We start from the raw sequence: 17,734 nt of genomic DNA, 5'->3' as shown, positions 1-17,734 counted from the left end.
ATTTAAAAACAGTGTTATACTAGCACACAATTTCTATGAGTTATATTCGCAATAAGGGGAAATTAAAATGTCCATTCTAGTCACCGGCGGTGCCGGTTATATCGGTTCACATACTGTCGTCGAATTATTAAATGCCGGCAAAGAGGTTGTGGTATTAGACAATCTTTGTAACGCCTCACCAAAATCCTTAGATCGCGTGAAACAAATCACCGGCAAAAGCGTAAAATTTTATGAAGGCGATGTATTAGATCGCGACTTGTTACAAAAAATCTTTGCTGAAAACAGCATTCATTCCGTCATTCATTTTGCCGGTTTAAAAGCCGTCGGCGAAAGCGTGCAAAAACCGGCTGAATACTATATGAACAACGTCACCGGCTCATTGGTCTTATTACAAGAAATGAAAAAAGCCGGCGTGTGGAATTTCGTCTTCAGTTCTTCTGCCACCGTTTACGGTGATCCTGAAATCATTCCGATTACCGAAAATTGCAAAGTAGGCGGCACCACCAATCCGTACGGCACCTCTAAATTTATGGTGGAACAAATCCTGCGCGACATCGCCAAAGCCGAACCGAAATTCAGCATGACCATTTTGCGCTATTTCAACCCGGTCGGTGCCCATGAGAGCGGTTTGATCGGGGAAGATCCGAATGGCATTCCAAACAACTTATTGCCTTACATCAGCCAAGTAGCTATCGGCAAATTGCCACAACTTTCCGTATTCGGTAGCGATTACAACACCCATGACGGCACCGGCGTGCGCGATTATATTCATGTGGTGGATTTGGCGATTGGTCACTTAAAAGCGCTAGATCGCCATCAAGATGATGCCGGTTTGCACATTTATAATTTAGGCACCGGCGTAGGCTATTCCGTCTTAGACATGGTGAAAGCGTTTGAACAAGCAAATGGCATTCAGATTCCTTATAAATTAGTGGATCGTCGTCCGGGCGACATCGCCACCTGTTATTCCGACCCGAGCCTTGCCGCCAAAGAATTAGGCTGGAAAGCAGAACGTGGCTTAGCTCAAATGATGAAAGACACGTGGAATTGGCAAAAAAATAATCCGAAAGGCTATCGGGATTAAGCCTCATGCACGAACTCTCTTTGTGTCAAAACATCATTGAAATTGTTGAGCAGCAATGCAAACAACACAATGTCAATAAAGTCACCGATCTCTGGTTGGAGGTCGGTGCCCTTTCATGCATTGAACCCAGTGCGTTGGAATTTGGCTTTGAAATGGCGGCACAAGGTACACCGGCGGAAAATTGTAAGCTTCATTTAATTTCCATTCCCGCCAAAGCTTGGTGTTGGGATTGCAAACAACTGGTCGAAATTCAAGCCAATAACAGCACTTGCCCCCATTGCGGCAGCGCGCATTTACAACGCCAAAGCGGCGATGAACTCCGCATTAAAGAAATTGCCGTCGAATAAAATTTCCCTGAAATCATGATGACAGAACAACCGATTAAGCCCTCTCTCGCCACCCAAATTTTCAGCCGCAATATGCTGATTTGTGTTTTTACCGGCTTCAGCTCCGGTTTGCCGCTTTTCGTGCTGTTGCAGATGTTGCCAATTTGGTTGTCGGATAATGGCATTAGCGTTCAAACCATCGGGGCTTTTACCTTAGTCACGCTGCCCTACACGCTCAAATTTTTGTGGGCGCCCTTGCTGGATCGTTATTTTCCCCGATTTCTCGGTCGTCGTCGCAGTTGGCTTGCCATATCCCAACTCTTGCTTCTGCTAAGTCTTTACCTGATCGGTTTATACAATCCGAAAGAACAAATGCAGATTGTCATTTTTCTTGCCACGTTCATCGCCTTTATGTCCGCCACCCAAGACATTGTCTTAGATGCTTATCGACGGGAAATTTTGCGCGATAACGAATTGGGCTTAGGCAACACGATTCACATTAATGCCTACCGAATTGCCGGTTTGATTCCGGGCGGACTGTCATTGTATCTCGCCACATTCCTGCCATGGAAAACGGTGTTTTTATTGACTGCACTTTTCATGCTGTGCGGGCTGTTTATGACCTTCTTTTTAAGCCGCGAACCACAAATTCAAATTCATCAAAACAAGCAGCCGTTCTATCAAGCTTTTACCATTCCGCTACAAGAATTTTTCCAGCGTAAAGGGATTTATGCCGGTCTCGGCTTTATTGCATTTCTCTTTCTGTATAAATTCGGCGATGCCCTTGCCACTACGTTACAAAGTAAATTCATCGTGGACATGGGCTTTAGCAAAACCGACATTGCCTTAGTGGTGAAAAGCACCGCATTGTGGTCAAGCATTATTGCCGGCATGGCAGGCGGCATTGTGATGTTACGCCTCGGCATTAACCGCGCCCTTTGGGTCTTTGGTTTTATTCAACTGATTACTATCGGCGGGTTTATTTGGCTTGCCGGATTTGATTATTTCCACGTTGTCGATAACGCTGCGCGCTTAAAACTTGGCATTGTGATTTGTGGCGAATATATTGGCGTGGGGCTTGGCACCGCAGCGTTTGTTGCCTTTATGGCTCGGGAAACCAACCCGCTTTACACCGCCACTCAACTGGCGTTGTTTACCAGCCTTGCCGCCTTACCGAGCAAAGGGCTCGGTGCGCTTTCAGGCGAAATCGTTGCCGCAGTGGGCTACTATCATTTCTTCTGGATTTGCTTATTTTTAGCCATCCCGGGCATGCTCTGCTTATGCTGGGTTGCCCCATGGAATGAAAAAGTCACCATGCCGAATGCTGGCAATTGACATTTTTAGGGAATTAAGCAACCATACGCCACGATTAATAAAACATTTTCAAAACCGACCGCACTTTCTTCCCAAAATAGGAAAAGTGCGGTGGTTTTTTCAGTTATTTTTCATTTAAAAAAGAGGACAACATGAAAATTATTCTATTAGGCGCACCGGGCGCAGGAAAAGGGACACAAGCACAATTCATCATGAATAAATTTGCCATCCCGCAAATTTCCACGGGCGACATGTTACGCTCTGCGATCAAAGCCGGCACTGAACTAGGCAAACAAGCCAAAACCTTAATGGACGCCGGTCAATTAGTGCCGGATGATTTAATCATTTCCTTAGTGAAAGAACGCGTAGCCCAACCTGACTGCGCCAAAGGTTTCTTACTTGACGGTTTCCCACGTACGATTCCACAAGCTGACGCATTGAAATCTGCCGGCATCGCCATTGATTATGTGTTGGAATTTGATGTGCCGGATGAAGTGATCGTAGAACGCATGAGCGGTCGTCGTGTGCACCAACCTTCCGGTCGTTCTTACCATATCGTTTACAACCCACCGAAAGTGGAAGGCAAAGATGATGTGACCGGCGAAGATTTGATTATCCGTGCCGATGACAAACCGGAAACCGTGTTAGACCGCTTGAAAGTCTACCACAACACCACCAAACCATTAGTGGATTACTACCAAGCAGAAGCCAAAGCCGGCAACACCCAATATTTCCGCTTAGACGGCACTCAAAAAGTGGAAGATGTCAGCAAAGCATTAGATAAAATCTTAGCGTAATTCCCCATAACAACAAAAAAGCCATTCTATTTCAGAATGGCTTTTTTATTATGTTCCGATTAACTCGGGATTAACGGTTTATTACCATTGGTAAAGTGCACCTACACCTACACCATAGTTACCGCGGCTATTGCTAGAAACGCTAGCCTTAAACACCCATTTTTCATTAGAGGTTACACCGGACACACCTAGAGAAACAGCTGATTGACCACCATAAAAACCACCACCAACACCCACACCAACTGCACCCGCTTTTGTGGATTGAGGAACAGAAGCATGCGCGATCGCACTCGCAACGCCACCTCTCAAGTCTTTATTTAAGAGATTTACATTACCACGCAATTCATTAATGGAATTATTATTAGCAGACAATTTACTATTAATAGTCGCAATATCTGCTTTGTTGGTTGCGATATCCGCTTTGTTGGTTGTGATATCCGCTTTGTTGGTTGTGATATCCGCTTTGTTGGTTGTGATATCCGCTTTGTTGGTTGCGATATCCGCTTTGTTAGTTGCGATATCCGCTTTGTTAGTTGCGATATCCGCTTTGTTAGTTGCAATATCGGCTTTGTTAGTTGCGATATCGGCTTTATTGGTTGCAATATCCGCTTTGTTAGTTGCGATATCGGCTTTGTTAGTTGCAATATCGGCTTTGTTAGTTGCGATATCCGCTTTGTTAGTTGCGATATCCGCTTTGTTAGTTGCAATATCGGCTTTGTTAGTTGCGATATCGGCTTTGTTAGTTGCGATATCCGCTTTGTTAGTTGCGATATCCGCTTTGTTAGTTGCAATATCAGCTTTGTTAGTTGCGATATCGGCTTTATTGGTTGCAATATCCGCTTTGTTAGTTGCGATATCGGCTTTGTTAGTTGCAATATCGGCTTTGTTGGTTGCGATATCCGCTTTGTTGGTTGCGATATCTGCTTTGTTAGTTGCAATATCGGCTTTGTTAGTTGCGATATCCGCTTTGTTAGTTGCGATATCCGCTTTGTTAGTTGCAATATCGGCTTTGTTAGTTGCAATATCGGCTTTGTTAGTTGCGATATCCGCTTTGTTAGTTGCGATATCCGCTTTGTTGGTTGCGATATCCGCTTTGTTAGTTGCGATATCCGCTTTGTTGGTTGCGATATCCGCTTTGTTGGTTGCGATATCGGCTTTGTTGGTTGCGATATCCGCTTTGTTGGTTGCGATATCTGCTTTGTTCTTCTCAACTTTACCGTCTAAAGATTTTAACTGAGCCACGTTCACTGCATCAGTATCGTTTGTACCCGCGGCAACGCTAGTGATTTGACGGGTGATCTGGTTGTCAACATCACCAACAGAAACTGCGCCTTTCGTTGCTTTCCAAGTGGCATCGGTTTTGTTTCCTGTTGATGGATCATAACCTTGAACATTGCTATTTACTGTTGTTCTAGAATAAGATCCCAATGCTACCGAATCTTGAATACTTGCCCCAGCCTGATCACCAATTGAAACTGCACTTGAGCCTGTCGCACCGGAGCCTGCCGTCGTGGCTAAACCAATTCCTACAGACGAATAGCCTGTAGCCTTAGCATTTGAACCTACGGCAACAGAATGCGCTCCCGACGCTTGGGCTGATACCCCAACTGCAGTTGTAGCTGACCCTGTTGCACTAGCCATATTACCTAGTGCAGAATTATAAGAGCCTATTGCTTTTGCTCCACGGCCCAGTACAGTAGCACCAGCACCTGAAGCTTCAGTATCAGCACCAACTGCTGTCGCACCGCCAGTATTGACGCTAGTGTTTCCATCATTAGCCTTAGCATCGCTACCAATAGAGGTATCATTGGCAATACCCACCTTCGCATCTTTAGCACCGGCACTAGCATTAATAAAGTTATCTGTCGCATTAGCAAGTGTAGCGACACCGAATGTAGAAAGAAGCACCACAGCAGTGGTGGATAACGTCGTGATTGTTTTGTTTAAATGATTTACTTTTTTCATAATAAGCATCCTAAAGTTAAAAAATAGGTAATTTACTATCATTGATGATATAGAATACAATAGCGTATTCTATCTAGAATTCTAACACAAAATCAAAGTGCGGTTATTTTTTATACTTTTCAACCCACCACAAACGGTAGATAGCCGGCGCGGATGGCGAATGGGATGGAAGTAATGATGACGCCAAGGACCAAAACGAGCATCAATGTGACTTTGCCGCCCCAGACTTTATACGGCAAATTCGGGTGAATGCGGCGCGCTTTCCATACCAGCGAAACCGGAAGAACCACGGCATAAAACGCAAACATTTGACCGGCGTAGCCTAACGCTAAAATAAAACCTTGTGGGTAGAATAAGGCGAAGACGATTGGCGGAATGAATGTCATTAACCCTAGAGAGAAACGTCCTGCATGAATGTTAAAGGAACGTTTTAACAAGTCTTCAATACATTCCAACAAGCCGAGCCCTACCCCCAAGAAGGAGGTGATTAACGCCAACGTGGAGAAGATTTTCACGGCGTTTGCCATCATACTGCTTTGGGTAATGGTTAAGGTGGCGGTGACTAAGCCATTCAATGTGGCATCTTGTTGCAAGATTTGTAGAAACTCGTTTTGTGTAAGCAAGCCGTGAGTGGAAAGTTGCCATAAAATGTAGGCGAATAAGGTGATACCGGAACCCACTAAAATGGAAATGCGCAAGGATTTGACATTGCCGCCGAGGTATTTGTTTAAGCTTGGAATAGAACCGTGAAAACCAAATGCGGTGAAAAATACCGGGCTGGCGGAAATGATCAGCGCATTATCAATGGGCATTGCCATTAAGTTATCGAGTTTAATTTCCGGCAACATCAAACTTAACACCATCACGAATGTGGCAATCATCACAAAGAACAACACGCGGTTCATTTTATCGACGCTGTGTGTACCGATAATGATAAAAGCGCCAAAGAAAAGGGTGAAAATCAATACAGCGACTTTGCTTGTAGTATCACGATCAATGATGGTTGGCAACGTATCAGTCAACAAAGAGCCGCCGCCACTGATGTAAGCCGCAATGAGTGCATACAAAAAGACAATTAATACGGCGGTGGAAATAATTCGTCCCAGACGACCGAAATACTGCTCTGCTAGCGTGCCGATGCCGGCATCACTTGGTGCGGTTTGGTAAAGCTCAACGAACAGCAACGCACTAAAGGTTAACAGCGTCCAAAGTCCGAGCAAAAGAAATAACGTGGCACCAAAGCCAATACCTGCAGAAGTGAGCGGCATTGCCAACATACCTGCGCCAATCATCGTACCCGCTACGAGCAGTGTACTTCCCACGGTTTTATTCATAGAGGCTCCTTATTGTGTATTTTACAATTGACAGTGATTGTATTGTAAATTTTACACTGTGTAAAATAAAGATTGTGATTTAAATCACAAAATTACCATTTTGTCTAAAATTGAGCGGAGAAATTGCATATATTGGTTTCACAATTTGTTGTTTTTAAGGTGCATTATGTCATTGCCTCACTATTTTCAAGACCTTTCCATACTCCACATTAATACCACGCCGCACCATGCCTATTTTATTCCTCATGCGACACATAAAAGTGCAGTAGAAAATCCCAGAGAATATTCAGATTATTTCATTCCTTTAAACGGAAATTGGCAGTTTCAGTATTTTTCAAGCTATTGGGATCTGCCAGAAAACTTCCTTCAACTCACTCCAAATAGTCAGCTTCCCGTGCCGTCAAATTGGCAGAATCACGGATACGATCAACATCAATACACCAATGTCAATTATCCTTTTCCCTTTGATCCGCCTTATGTTCCGCAACAAAACCCATGCGGTTGGTATCAACGCCGATTGAACTTGACACCCAAAGCCAATAAGCGTTATTTGCTGAATTTTGAAGGCGTGGACAGTTGCTTGTTTTTATATCTCAACGAACAATTTGTGGGTTATAGCCAAATCAGTCATTGCACCTCAGAATTTGATGTAACGAATTATTTACAATCTGGTGAAAATAACATCACGGTCATCGTGCTGAAATGGTGTGATGGCAGTTATTTGGAAGATCAAGATAAATTCCGAATGTCGGGCATTTTCCGTGATGTTTATGTGTTGGAACGGGAAGTCCATTATTTACAGGATTTCTTTATAAAAACGGCATTAAACGATAATTTCACGGCAGCGAATATCACGGTGGAATGTGTTTTCTCTGATCATCATGGGCAAGACATTCATTGGCAACTCTTTGATCCCAAACAGCATTTAGTGGCGGAAAAGTGCGGTCAAGATTTCGAATGTTTTCTTGCTCAGCCGATCTTATGGAATGCCGAACAACCAAATCTTTACACGCTAGTTTTTCGTTATGGTTCAGAGGTGATTTGTCAGCGTATCGGCTTGCGTAAAATTGAGGTAAAAAATGGCGTGTTATTGTTCAATGGGCAAGCGATTAAATTTAAAGGGGTCAATCGACATGACAGCGATCCACGCACCGGTTATGTAATTCATTGTGAGCAGGCATTGCAGGATTTACGCCTGATGAAACAGCATAATTTTAACGCCATCCGTACAGCACATTATCCCAATGCGCCTTGGTTTACCGAACTCTGCGACCAATACGGTTTTTATGTCATTGCCGAAAGCGATATTGAATCTCATGGCACCAATGCCGTGTATGTGCCGATACCGGAAAGCAGCATTTTACTTGGCGTGAAAACAGATATCGATCAGGATGCCATTCGACAACAAACGATTGACAATTATTGTTACACGGCTCGCGCGCCTGAATTTAAAAACGCGATTTTAGACCGTACCTATGCCAACGTGGAGCGGGATAAAAACCGCACTTCGGTGGTGATTTGGTCGCTCGGCAATGAAAGCGGCTACGGTGAAAATTTTGAAGCGGCCGCCTGGGTGAAAGCGCGTGATCCCAGCCGTTTAGTCCATTATGAAAATGCGATTTTCCAGCATTCCGCTCATCAAAATGACACCTCAAATTTAGACTTGCACAGTGAAATGTATACGGCCCCCGAAGACATGGACGCCTATTTTGCCCATCCACAAAATCGTAAACCTTATATCTTTTGCGAATATTTGCACGCGATGGGCAATTCTTGTGGCGATGCGGAAGATTATTTTCTTGCGATGCAAAAATATCCCGGTGCCTGTGGTGGTTTTGTATGGGAATGGTGCAACCATTCGCCCTATTTGGCAGGAACCGACCGCATGGGCTACGGTGGCGATTTTGGCGATGTTCCCAATGATGGAAATTTCTGCGCTGATGGTTTGGTGACGGCAGATCGTCAAATTCAAAGTAACTTATTAGAGCTAAAAAATGTACAACGTCCCATTCGCGCGCAGTTAAAAGACGGCAAGGTGTGGCTTACCAATTATTGGGATTTCACGAATACCGCCGAGTGCTTAAGCATTTGCTATCAACTTTTAGAAAATGGCATTGTCATGCAAGAAGGAAAAATAAATGGGATCCAAATTGCGCCAAAATACACCGCACTTTTGCCACTGGAACTGCCTGCGGATAACGGCAATTTATGGTTGTTAACCTTATTCTACGAACAATGTCGAGCCACCGATTTCGTGCCGGCGACATATATTTTAGGCTTCGATCAACTCAATCTTTTTCATCGCCCAAGATTGCCAATCATGCCGCCATTGGGCGTTGAGCCACCAACAAAAGCCACGTTTTCGGTACAGGAAGATGCCAAGCATATTCGTGTACAACAACAAAATCATTGTTATGTATTTGATAAACAAAAAGGCATTTTGCAGCAGGTTTTCCATCAGGGCGAATCCTTGTTGCAACAGCCGTTGGATTTCAATATTTGGCGCGCACCTTTAGATAACGATAGCTTAATCAACGCGCACTGGCAAGCGGCAGGATACGATCGCACAATCACTCGCGCCTATGAATGCCATGTGACACAATATGAAAGTGCGGTTGAAATTAAAGTCAAATCAGCATTAGTGGCGGTATCCAAGGCCCGAATTTTAACCTTAGACGTCATCTATCGCCTAGATGAAGCTGGCACATTACACATCAAAATTCATGGGAAAAAAGCACCGCACTTGCCTTTCTTACCGCGTTTTGGTTTACGTTTCTGTTTAGCTCGCGCCTATCAACAGGCTGAATATTTCGGTTATGGCCCAACAGAAAGCTATATTGATAAACATCAGTCTTCCCTGTTAGGTCATTATCACACCACGGTTCGGCAAAATCATGTGCCTTATTTGAAGCCACAGGAAAATGGTAGCCATTATGGCTGTTCTTACGTTAAAGTGTGGTCAGAAAATCGGCAGATTTTTATCACGGCAACCACACCGTTTAGTTTCAATCTTTCGCCTTATCGCCAAGAAGAATTGGCAATGAAAAAGCATCACGATGATCTTGTCGAAAGCAACAGTACTGTGCTGTGTATTGATTACAAAATGAGTGGCATTGGGTCAAATTCCTGTGGACCTGCATTAAAACAGGCATACCGTTTAAATGAAACACTGTTTGATTTTGACGTGAAATGCCATTTTTTGACGCATTCAATTTAGAGCAAGAAAAAAGGGGGATTTCTCCCCCTTGTTACAAAATAATTTTCTGCTTTACTTGCCTTCCATTTCGCTTTTCACTGCATTTTTTACTTCCGCTGCTTTTTCAGATACGGCATCCTTTGCTTGATTCACTTTTTCAGCAGCCACGTCTTTCATTTCTGTTGCTTTGGTTGCCATGGAATCCATTTTCGCTGCAGCGGCCTCTTTCATTTCGCCCGCTTTGGTTGCCATAGATTCTTTCATTTCACCAGCTTTGGTTTTCATTGCATCCATTTTTTCTGTAGCAGCGTCTTTAGCCGCGGACATCTTTTCAGCTGCAGCATCTTTCATTTCGCCCGCTTTGGTTTTCATTGCATCCATTTTTTCAGACGCAGCGTCTTTGGCTGCGGACATCTTTTCAGCTGCAGCATCTTTCATTTCGCCGGCTTTCGTTGCCATCGCATCCATTTTTTCAGACGCAGCGTCTTTGGCTGCGGACATCTTTTCAGCGGCGGCCTCTTTCATTTCGCCGGCTTTGGTTGCCATCGCATCCATTTTTTCAGATACGGCGTCTTTGGCTGCGGACATCTTTTCAGCGGCGGCCTCTTTCATTTCACCCGCTTTGGTTGCCATCGCATCCATTTTTTCTGCAGCCGCGTCTTTAGCCGCGGATATCTTTTCAGCTGCAGCCTCTTTCATTTCGCCTGCTTTCGCTGCCATCGCATCTATTTTTTCTGCAGCCGCGTCTTTAGCCGCGGACATCTTTTCAGCTGCAGCATCTTTCATTTCGCCAGCTTTGGTTGCCATGGCATCCATTTTTTCTGTGGCAACGGCTTGCGCGTCTTTTACAGCATCTGTTGTGCTGTTTTTCATGTCTTTTGCGGCATTCACAACCGCGTCTTTCGCTTCAGACACACTGGCTTTTGCCTGTTCAACGTGCTGTGAGGTTTTGCTGTCATCACAACCGGTCATGCTGAATGTTGCGCCTAAAACTAACATGGCTAAGAGTGATTTTTTCATAATAGCTCCTAATGCATATGAATGATTAAATTAAATTGAAATGCTTTACGGCATCAATCCGTAAAGCCCTTCATAGTCTGTCGTAAAACAGCATAAAAAGAAACCGAATTTACGCAATTTTACTCACATATTTTATGTCGTTTACCTTCGGCTGATCGTTGCCCCAATAAATATCGACAATGGCGCCCGGATAAAAACTCGCCGGATTTCGACCGCACAATTCCTTCACAATATCCCCCACCAAAGGCAAATGAGAGATCAGCAGGAGGTTGCGGTGTCCTTCTTTTTCCAACAAAGCCACATAAGAACTGACCAAGCCGGAATCACCATAAGGCGTAATACCTTCCCACACTTCCAATTTATCGGAAAGTTGTTGCTCAAAAACCTGATTAATTTCATCAAAGGTTTCTAAAGCTCGGGTATAAGGGCTCACCAAGACTTTATCAAACTCAAGTGCGGTGGATTTTAGCCACATTCCCTGAAATCGGGATTGTTCTCTGCCGTTAGCGTTAAGATGACGCGCTTTATCCGAGTTCGCCATCAATTCCGCTTCGCCATGACGCATAATAAATAAATGCATTGATAACGACCTTAAAGATTAATTGGCCTTCACCGCTTCTGCGATTTCTTCTGCACATTGCTGAGCCAATGTGCCATCTTCACATTCCACCATCACGCGAATTAGCGGCTCAGTGCCTGATTTACGCAGTAAAATACGTCCTTTGCCGGCAAGGCGTTTTTCAACCTCTGCGGTCACCGCTTTCACGGCATCGCTTTCTAATGGATTATTACCCCCGGCAAAACGCACATTAATTAACACTTGTGGGAATAATTTAACTGCGTCAGCAAGTTCATTCAGCGACAAACGATGTTTTACCATTGCTGTCAACACGGCTAAAGAAGCGATAATGCCATCGCCGGTCGTATTGCGATCAGCAATAATAATATGCCCCGAGTTTTCACCGCCTAAGCCCCAACCGCGTTCTTGCATTTGTTCCAACACATAACGGTCGCCCACATTGGCGCGCACAAACGGAATGGCTAATTGTTTTAAGGCAAGTTCAAGACTCATATTGCTCATTAAGGTCCCTACGACACCGCCTTGCAAACGTCCTTCGCGCAAGGCTTCACGCGCAATAATAAATAATATTTGGTCACCATCAACTTTATTCCCGAGATGATCCACCATAATTAAACGGTCGCCATCACCATCGTATGCCAAACCAACATCCGCTTTTACTTCTAACACTTTTTGTTGCAAGGCTTTGATATCCGTTGCACCGCATTTTTCATTAATATTCATGCCATTCGGATGGGTGCCAATTTCAATGACTTCCGCGCCTAATTCACGCATAACATTCGGCGCAATATGGTAGGTTGCGCCATTGGCACAATCCACTACAATTTTATATCCCTCTAAACTCAAGTAAGCCGGAAACGTACTTTTACAGAATTCAATATAACGGCCTGCAGCATCTTTAATTCGGCTGGCTCGACCTAGTTCGGCAGATTCAACACAGTCCATCGGTTGCTCCAACATGGCTTCGATGGCTTCCTCCACATCATCGGGTAATTTCGTCCCTTGTGTAGAAAAGAATTTAATCCCATTGTCATAATACGGATTATGGGAAGCTGAAATCACGATACCGGCTTCCGCGCGGAAAGTGCGGGTTAAATAAGCAATGGCCGGGGTCGGCATTGGGCCGGTGAATGCAGCAGATAAACCGGCTGCCGCTAAACCGGCTTCAAGGGCAGACTCAAGCATATAGCCCGAAATTCGGGTATCTTTACCAATCAGCACGACGCGAGATCCTTGTGTCGCTAACACTTTACCTGCTGCCCAACCAAGTTTTAAAACAAAATCAGGCGTAATCGGATGGCTACCGACTTTGCCACGCACACCATCCGTCCCAAAATATTTACGTTCAGCCATGTTTCAATTCCTTCTCAATAAAAATATTATTTTATGCTATCGTTCTTCCGATGACACAGCTAGCGTCCGATAGCACAACTACGTATTTAAGCATTTTGTGTAGCCAGCCAAATTTTAAGGGCATCGGCCGTTTCACCAACATCATGCACACGCAAAATGCTGGCGCCTTTCATCGCCGCAATTAATGCGGCAGCCACACTACCCACTGTCCGTTGTTCGACAGGCTTATCCAACACGGTACCAATCATGGATTTACGGGAAATTCCTGCCAACACCGGATACCCTTGTTCACAGAAAACCGAAAATTGTTGTAATAAACAATAATTATGTTGCACGCTTTTGCCAAAACCAAAGCCGGGATCCCAGATCAGATTTTCTTTTTTGATTCCCGAAGCCAAACATTGTTCCGTTCTCTGCTGCATAAATTTTAAAACATCCGCCACCACATCATCGTAATGCGGATTGAGCTGCATTGTTCGTGGCTGCCCTTGCATATGCATAATGCACACAGGCAATGCCAAACGAACGGCAGTTTGTAGTGCATCAGGTTCTTGTAAAGCGCGAATATCATTAATCAAATCCATGCCCACCTTAGCAGCCTCTTGCATCACCTGTGCTTTGGAACTATCTACCGAAATCCAGCAATCGAACCGTTTTCTCACCGCCTCAACTAAAGGAATAACGCGCTCAAGTTCCTCTTCTAACGTTACCTCTTCTGCCATCGGACGGGTTGACTCTCCCCCAATGTCAATAATCGATGCGCCTTGCTTCAACATCGCTTCTACTTGGAACAACGCCTTGTCTAATTGGAAAAATTTACCGCTATCAGAAAAAGAATCCGGGGTGAAATTGAGGATCCCCATAATTTTAGGGGTAGAAAGATCGAGTGTTTTATTATTTGCTGTTAATTTCATAGATTATTCGCTTACCGTTTAGGTAAAAAGTGCGGTGTATTATAAGCGAATTTTTGATGCCTGCAAAAATCCGCCGCCTTATCAAGAAAAATTCGCCCTTGAAAACGACCGCACTTTTACTCGCCAGATAACATAAAACTTTCCCGCAATTGCTGTAATTGATCCCGCACCGCAGCGGCTTTTTCAAATTCCAAATCTTGAGCAAACTTATACATTTGCTGTTCCAATTTCTTAATTTGTTGTTGATATTCCTTCGGAGATGTAGGTAGCGCATAAAGTGCGGTCGGTTCTGCCACCATTTTTCCGCGTTGTTTATTGGCTTTCGCTTTTTGATTGGCGCCCTGACCGATGTCTAACAATTCGCCCACTTTTTTATTTAACGCCTGTGGCACAATGCCGTGATCTTCATTGTATTTCGTTTGTTTTTCACGGCGGCGATTGGTTTCCGTAATGGCTTTTTCCATAGACTTGGTGATGCTGTCCGCATACAAAATCGCTTTACCATTCAAGTTTCGTGCGGCACGTCCGATGGTTTGAATTAAAGAACGTTCAGAGCGTAAAAAGCCCTCTTTATCTGCATCTAAAATCGCCACGAGGGACACTTCGGGAATATCCAAGCCTTCCCGTAATAAGTTAATCCCGACCAACACATCAAATTCACCTAGGCGCAAATCACGGATAATTTCTACACGCTCCACCGTATCGATATCGGAGTGCAAATAACGCACGCGAATCCCGTGTTCATCTAAATAATCCGTTAAATCTTCCGCCATTTTTTTCGTCAGCGTCGTCACTAAAACGCGCTCATTTTTATCCGCTCTTTGACGCGCTTCAGAAAGCAAATCATCCACTTGAATAGACACCGGGCGAATTTCAATTTGCGGATCCAGTAAGCCCGTTGGACGCACAACCTGATCGATAATTTCAGCGCCGGATTTTTCCAATTCATAAGGCCCTGGGGTAGCCGAAACATAGATGGTTTGCGGAGCCAAGCGTTCAAATTCCTCAAAACGCAACGGGCGGTTATCCAACGCTGAAGGCAAACGGAAGCCATATTCCACCAACGTTTCTTTACGGGAACGGTCGCCACGATACATCCCGCCAATCTGCGGCACGGTGACGTGGGATTCGTCAATAATTAAAATGGCGTCGGACGGCATATAGTCAAACAAAGTCGGTGGCGGTTCGCCTTCATTTCTGCCCGACAAATAACGCGAGTAGTTTTCAATCCCCGAGCAATAGCCCAATTCGTTCATCATTTCAATATCAAATTGAGTACGTTGGCTAATGCGTTGTTCTTCTAACAATTTATTCTCTTTAATGAAATATTCCCGTCGTTGCGCCAGTTCCACTTTGATTTTTTCAATGGCATCTAAAATGCGCTCGCGTGGCGTCACATAATGCGTTTTCGGATACACGGTGAAACGTGGCACGGCACCAAAGCTGCTGCCCGTAAGCGGATCGAATAAGCTTAAATGCTCAATCTCATCATCAAATAATTCAATGCGTACGGCGCGCTCATCGGATTCTGCCGGGAAAATATCGATAATTTCCCCGCGCACACGAAATGTACCGCGCTGAAATGCCTGATCGTTACGTGTATATTGCAATTCTGCCAACTTCGCCAAAATCTGACGCTGATTGATTATTGCCCCTTGCTGCAAGTGCAACATCATTTGCAAATAAGAATCCGGATCGCCCAAACCATAAATAGCGGAAACCGAGGCAACCACAATGGTATCCCGACGTTCTAAAAAAGATTTGGTGGCAGACAAACGCATCTGCTCGATTTGATCGTTAATGGACGCATCTTTTTCAATGAAGGTGTCACTGCTCGGCACATAGGCTTCCGGCTGGTAATAATCATAGTAAGAAACGAAATATTCCACCGCATTTTCCGGAAAAAAGGCTTTCATTTCAGCATAAAGCTGCGCCGCGAGGGTTTTGTTTGGGGCAAGCAACATAGCCGGTCGGTTTAACTTTGCTATCACATTGGCAATGGTAAAGGTTTTTCCGGAACCGGTAACGCCCAGTAAGGTTTGGTGCGCTAACCCGTCTTCTAAATTTTCGGCGAGTTTGGCAATCGCCTGTGGCTGATCGCCGGAAGGTTTGAAATCGGAATGAAGAATGAAAGGTTTGGTGTTAATTTTCTCTGACATAAAGTGCGGTCATTTTTTACGGTATATTCTAAATGCCGCATATTTTAACATATTTCTCACTCCAAATTGAGTGATAAAAAATGAAGTTTTACACAGAGTTATATTTGTCAAGTGGCCGAAATCACAAATTTATAAAAAATTTTTAAAAATTTCTCTAGATTTTTGTTAACTATCTGAAAAATAAGAAAATGTCATTTTACAATCAATTTTATCTTGGATTTCAATAAAGCCTGATTTTATCGGGGATGGCAGGATTTTTAAAATAATAACCCACAAACTTATCCACAGACTTTGTGGATAGAAAATTGACGCTGAAAAAGTAAAAAATTTTTCTTTAGGGTGTTGACAAGATATGTTCGGATAAGTAACATACGCCACCTATCTTTTGATACCAAATGATACTGAATTATTCCTCCTTAGTTCAGTCGGTAGAACGGTGGACTGTTAATCCATATGTCGCTGGTTCAAGTCCAGCAGGAGGAGCCAATTTTTTGTCTTTTGGTTCAATCGTTTTTATTTGTCTCCTTTTATAAAAACAGTAATTTCCAAAAGATTTTGAGCCCATAGCCTCCTTATGGGCTTATTTTTTTCTGCTGAATCCTTTTTGTTTTTCTATCATCTCGCAAATAACACCGCGCCTCCACTCATCGGCAATGTTGTGCCATAAAGCAAAGCCAGCGCAAAGAACAGCATAATGCCACCTGCTACCAGTTTCATCAGAGCCTCACTGTGATAACGTGTAAAACCTTTGCCGTACCAATTCCCAAGCGTGATCGCTAGATGTCTCGTGTATTTTACAAGCGCCGCAAAAAGCGCCAACATCAACCCTGTTCCTAATGACATTGCCAAAGTCGCCACCACACCCCATAAGTAAATATCCAGCATATAAGATAAAAAGAGCACAAAGATAGCCCCGCTACAAGGGCGCATACCAATGCTTAAAATCACCAGTAACTGCGATTTCCAATCTTCGGCTTTTTTTAATTGTTGGGCATTGGGTAAATGCTGATGACCACAGGCGCAGACATGAGCGTGGGCGTGTTCCGTGGAAAAAGTGCGGTGATTTTTGACCGCACTTTGCGAAGAAGTTTGCGAAGAAGAAAGTGGCGTAAGTTTGTTAATTTGAAAAAGGGTTGTCGATGGTTTTTTCCGCAAGCGGCTACCTTGATAGATCCAATAGAGCCCTAACCCGGCAAGCAATAAAAATGCGCCTCGCTCCAGCCACAACTGGCTTAATTTAAAATAACGGGAGGAGAGATTCAACACGATCAATACGACAGAGGTCGCCACCACCGCCACAATGCCCTGTGTAAGGGAGGAAAAGACACTCAGTTTAATGCTTTGCTTTAACCGACTCTCATGTGTCGATAAATAACTTGCGATGATGAATTTGCCGTGCCCCGGTCCCAACGCATGGATAACACCGTATAAAAAACTCGCTGTAATGAGCGTTACGCCGGCCGCCGCTGAATGTTGTTGAATGTGGTGTAAATTATCGCTGATCAACTGATTGAACAGTCGCTGCCAATCGGCTATCTGAGTAAACAACCAAGGAAAGGCGTAAGCAAGAAAGAAAATTAAAAAAAGAAGAAAAGTAAAATAAACTAGCCGTAATTTCATAGACATGGTTGATGAACAAAAGGACTTCGTTCTCCTTATGTGACGGAAATTCCGTCAAGCAATATTACATTC

The 17,734-nt window shown here is 44.1% G+C and carries 12 protein-coding genes, 1 tRNA gene and 1 pseudogene; 6 read left to right on the top strand and 8 right to left on the bottom strand.

The genetic code is table 11. The annotated features are described in order from the left end of the window. The first annotated feature begins 67 nt into the window (after window positions 1-67). From galE to adk, 4 genes are all read left to right on the top strand, one after another. A complete protein-coding gene (gene galE, locus J5X96_RS04760; RefSeq protein WP_209364620.1) occupies window positions 68-1,084 on the top strand; it encodes a UDP-glucose 4-epimerase GalE in 1,017 nt (338 codons plus the stop codon). Between the two features lie 5 nt (window positions 1,085-1,089). Next, on the top strand, window positions 1,090-1,431 hold the full coding sequence (hypA, locus tag J5X96_RS04755; protein ID WP_209364618.1) for a hydrogenase maturation nickel metallochaperone HypA: 342 nt from the start codon (window positions 1,090-1,092) through the stop codon (window positions 1,429-1,431). Between the two features lie 18 nt (window positions 1,432-1,449). After that, window positions 1,450-2,745: an AmpG family muropeptide MFS transporter gene (locus tag J5X96_RS04750; protein ID WP_209364769.1), complete on the top strand. Its 1,296-nt coding sequence runs from the start codon at window positions 1,450-1,452 to the stop codon at window positions 2,743-2,745. A 131-nt stretch (window positions 2,746-2,876) separates the two neighbouring features. Continuing rightward, window positions 2,877-3,521 (top strand): adenylate kinase, encoded by a 645-nt coding sequence (adk, locus tag J5X96_RS04745; protein WP_209364612.1) that lies wholly within the window; start codon window positions 2,877-2,879, stop codon window positions 3,519-3,521. Window positions 3,522-3,602: 81 nt separating this feature from the next. Here adk and J5X96_RS04740 read toward each other — a convergent pair whose 3' ends face one another. Continuing rightward, entirely contained in the window at window positions 3,603-5,486 is a 1,884-nt protein-coding gene (locus J5X96_RS04740; RefSeq protein ID WP_245193484.1) for a YadA family autotransporter adhesin, read from the bottom strand. A gap of 119 nt (window positions 5,487-5,605) precedes the next feature. Continuing rightward, a complete protein-coding gene (locus J5X96_RS04735; RefSeq protein WP_209364608.1) occupies window positions 5,606-6,820 on the bottom strand; it encodes an aromatic amino acid transporter in 1,215 nt (404 codons plus the stop codon). Window positions 6,821-6,986: 166 nt separating this feature from the next. Here J5X96_RS04735 and J5X96_RS04730 point away from each other — a divergent pair, with 166 nt between their 5' ends. After that, window positions 6,987-10,037 (top strand): glycoside hydrolase family 2 TIM barrel-domain containing protein, encoded by a 3,051-nt coding sequence (locus J5X96_RS04730; RefSeq protein ID WP_209364606.1) that lies wholly within the window; start codon window positions 6,987-6,989, stop codon window positions 10,035-10,037. Window positions 10,038-10,355: 318 nt separating this feature from the next. Here J5X96_RS04730 and J5X96_RS09735 read toward each other — a convergent pair. From J5X96_RS09735 to uvrB, 5 genes and pseudogenes are all read right to left on the bottom strand, one after another. Further along, window positions 10,356-11,036 (bottom strand): annotated as a pseudogene (locus J5X96_RS09735) (hypothetical protein); the annotation flags it as partial. Window positions 11,037-11,145: 109 nt separating this feature from the next. Continuing rightward, entirely contained in the window at window positions 11,146-11,616 is a 471-nt protein-coding gene (gene sixA, locus J5X96_RS04720) for a phosphohistidine phosphatase SixA (protein WP_209364604.1), read from the bottom strand. An 18-nt stretch (window positions 11,617-11,634) separates the two neighbouring features. Further along, the gene (gene glmM, locus J5X96_RS04715) at window positions 11,635-12,969 is read right to left on the bottom strand and encodes a phosphoglucosamine mutase (protein ID WP_209364602.1); all 1,335 of its coding nucleotides are present in this window, start codon (window positions 12,967-12,969) and stop codon (window positions 11,635-11,637) included. A gap of 86 nt (window positions 12,970-13,055) precedes the next feature. Then, window positions 13,056-13,883 carry a dihydropteroate synthase gene (gene folP, locus J5X96_RS04710; protein WP_209364600.1) on the bottom strand — a complete coding sequence of 276 codons (828 nt, stop codon included), beginning with the start codon at window positions 13,881-13,883 and terminating at the stop codon, window positions 13,056-13,058. Between the two features lie 116 nt (window positions 13,884-13,999). After that, window positions 14,000-16,042, bottom strand: coding sequence for an excinuclease ABC subunit UvrB (gene uvrB, locus J5X96_RS04705; protein ID WP_209364598.1), 2,043 nt, complete (start codon window positions 16,040-16,042; stop codon window positions 14,000-14,002). A gap of 410 nt (window positions 16,043-16,452) precedes the next feature. Here uvrB and J5X96_RS04700 point away from each other — a divergent pair. Beyond that, window positions 16,453-16,528: transfer RNA gene (locus tag J5X96_RS04700), tRNA-Asn, on the top strand. Window positions 16,529-16,657: 129 nt separating this feature from the next. Here J5X96_RS04700 and zevB read toward each other — a convergent pair. Further along, on the bottom strand, window positions 16,658-17,662 hold the full coding sequence (zevB, locus tag J5X96_RS04695; RefSeq protein ID WP_209364596.1) for a zinc transporter permease subunit ZevB: 1,005 nt from the start codon (window positions 17,660-17,662) through the stop codon (window positions 16,658-16,660). Between the last annotated feature and the right edge of the window lie 72 nt (window positions 17,663-17,734).

Origin of the sequence: Aggregatibacter sp. 2125159857 (assembly GCF_017798005.1) — a bacterium.
In the GTDB taxonomy this organism is placed as follows: Bacteria; Pseudomonadota; Gammaproteobacteria; order Enterobacterales; family Pasteurellaceae; genus Aggregatibacter.
The sequence above is the reverse complement of the archived record's forward strand: the minus strand, read 5'-3'. Positions and strand labels throughout refer to the sequence as shown.

Bases quoted from the DNA above. Each gene is read 5' to 3' on its own strand.
- galE (WP_209364620.1), top strand. From the start codon at position 68: ATGTCCATTCTAGTCACCGGCGGTGCCGGTTATATCGGTTCACATACT.
- hypA (WP_209364618.1), top strand. From the start codon at position 1,090: ATGCACGAACTCTCTTTGTGTCAAAACATCATTGAAATTGTTGAGCAG.
- J5X96_RS04750 (WP_209364769.1), top strand. From the start codon at position 1,450: ATGACAGAACAACCGATTAAGCCCTCTCTCGCCACCCAAATTTTCAGC.
- adk (WP_209364612.1), top strand. From the start codon at position 2,877: ATGAAAATTATTCTATTAGGCGCACCGGGCGCAGGAAAAGGGACACAA.
- J5X96_RS04740 (WP_245193484.1), bottom strand. From the start codon at position 5,486: ATGAAAAAAGTAAATCATTTAAACAAAACAATCACGACGTTATCCACC.
- J5X96_RS04735 (WP_209364608.1), bottom strand. From the start codon at position 6,820: ATGAATAAAACCGTGGGAAGTACACTGCTCGTAGCGGGTACGATGATT.
- J5X96_RS04730 (WP_209364606.1), top strand. From the start codon at position 6,987: ATGTCATTGCCTCACTATTTTCAAGACCTTTCCATACTCCACATTAAT.
- sixA (WP_209364604.1), bottom strand. From the start codon at position 11,616: ATGCATTTATTTATTATGCGTCATGGCGAAGCGGAATTGATGGCGAAC.
- glmM (WP_209364602.1), bottom strand. From the start codon at position 12,969: ATGGCTGAACGTAAATATTTTGGGACGGATGGTGTGCGTGGCAAAGTC.
- folP (WP_209364600.1), bottom strand. From the start codon at position 13,883: ATGAAATTAACAGCAAATAATAAAACACTCGATCTTTCTACCCCTAAA.
- uvrB (WP_209364598.1), bottom strand. From the start codon at position 16,042: ATGTCAGAGAAAATTAACACCAAACCTTTCATTCTTCATTCCGATTTC.
- zevB (WP_209364596.1), bottom strand. From the start codon at position 17,662: ATGAAATTACGGCTAGTTTATTTTACTTTTCTTCTTTTTTTAATTTTC.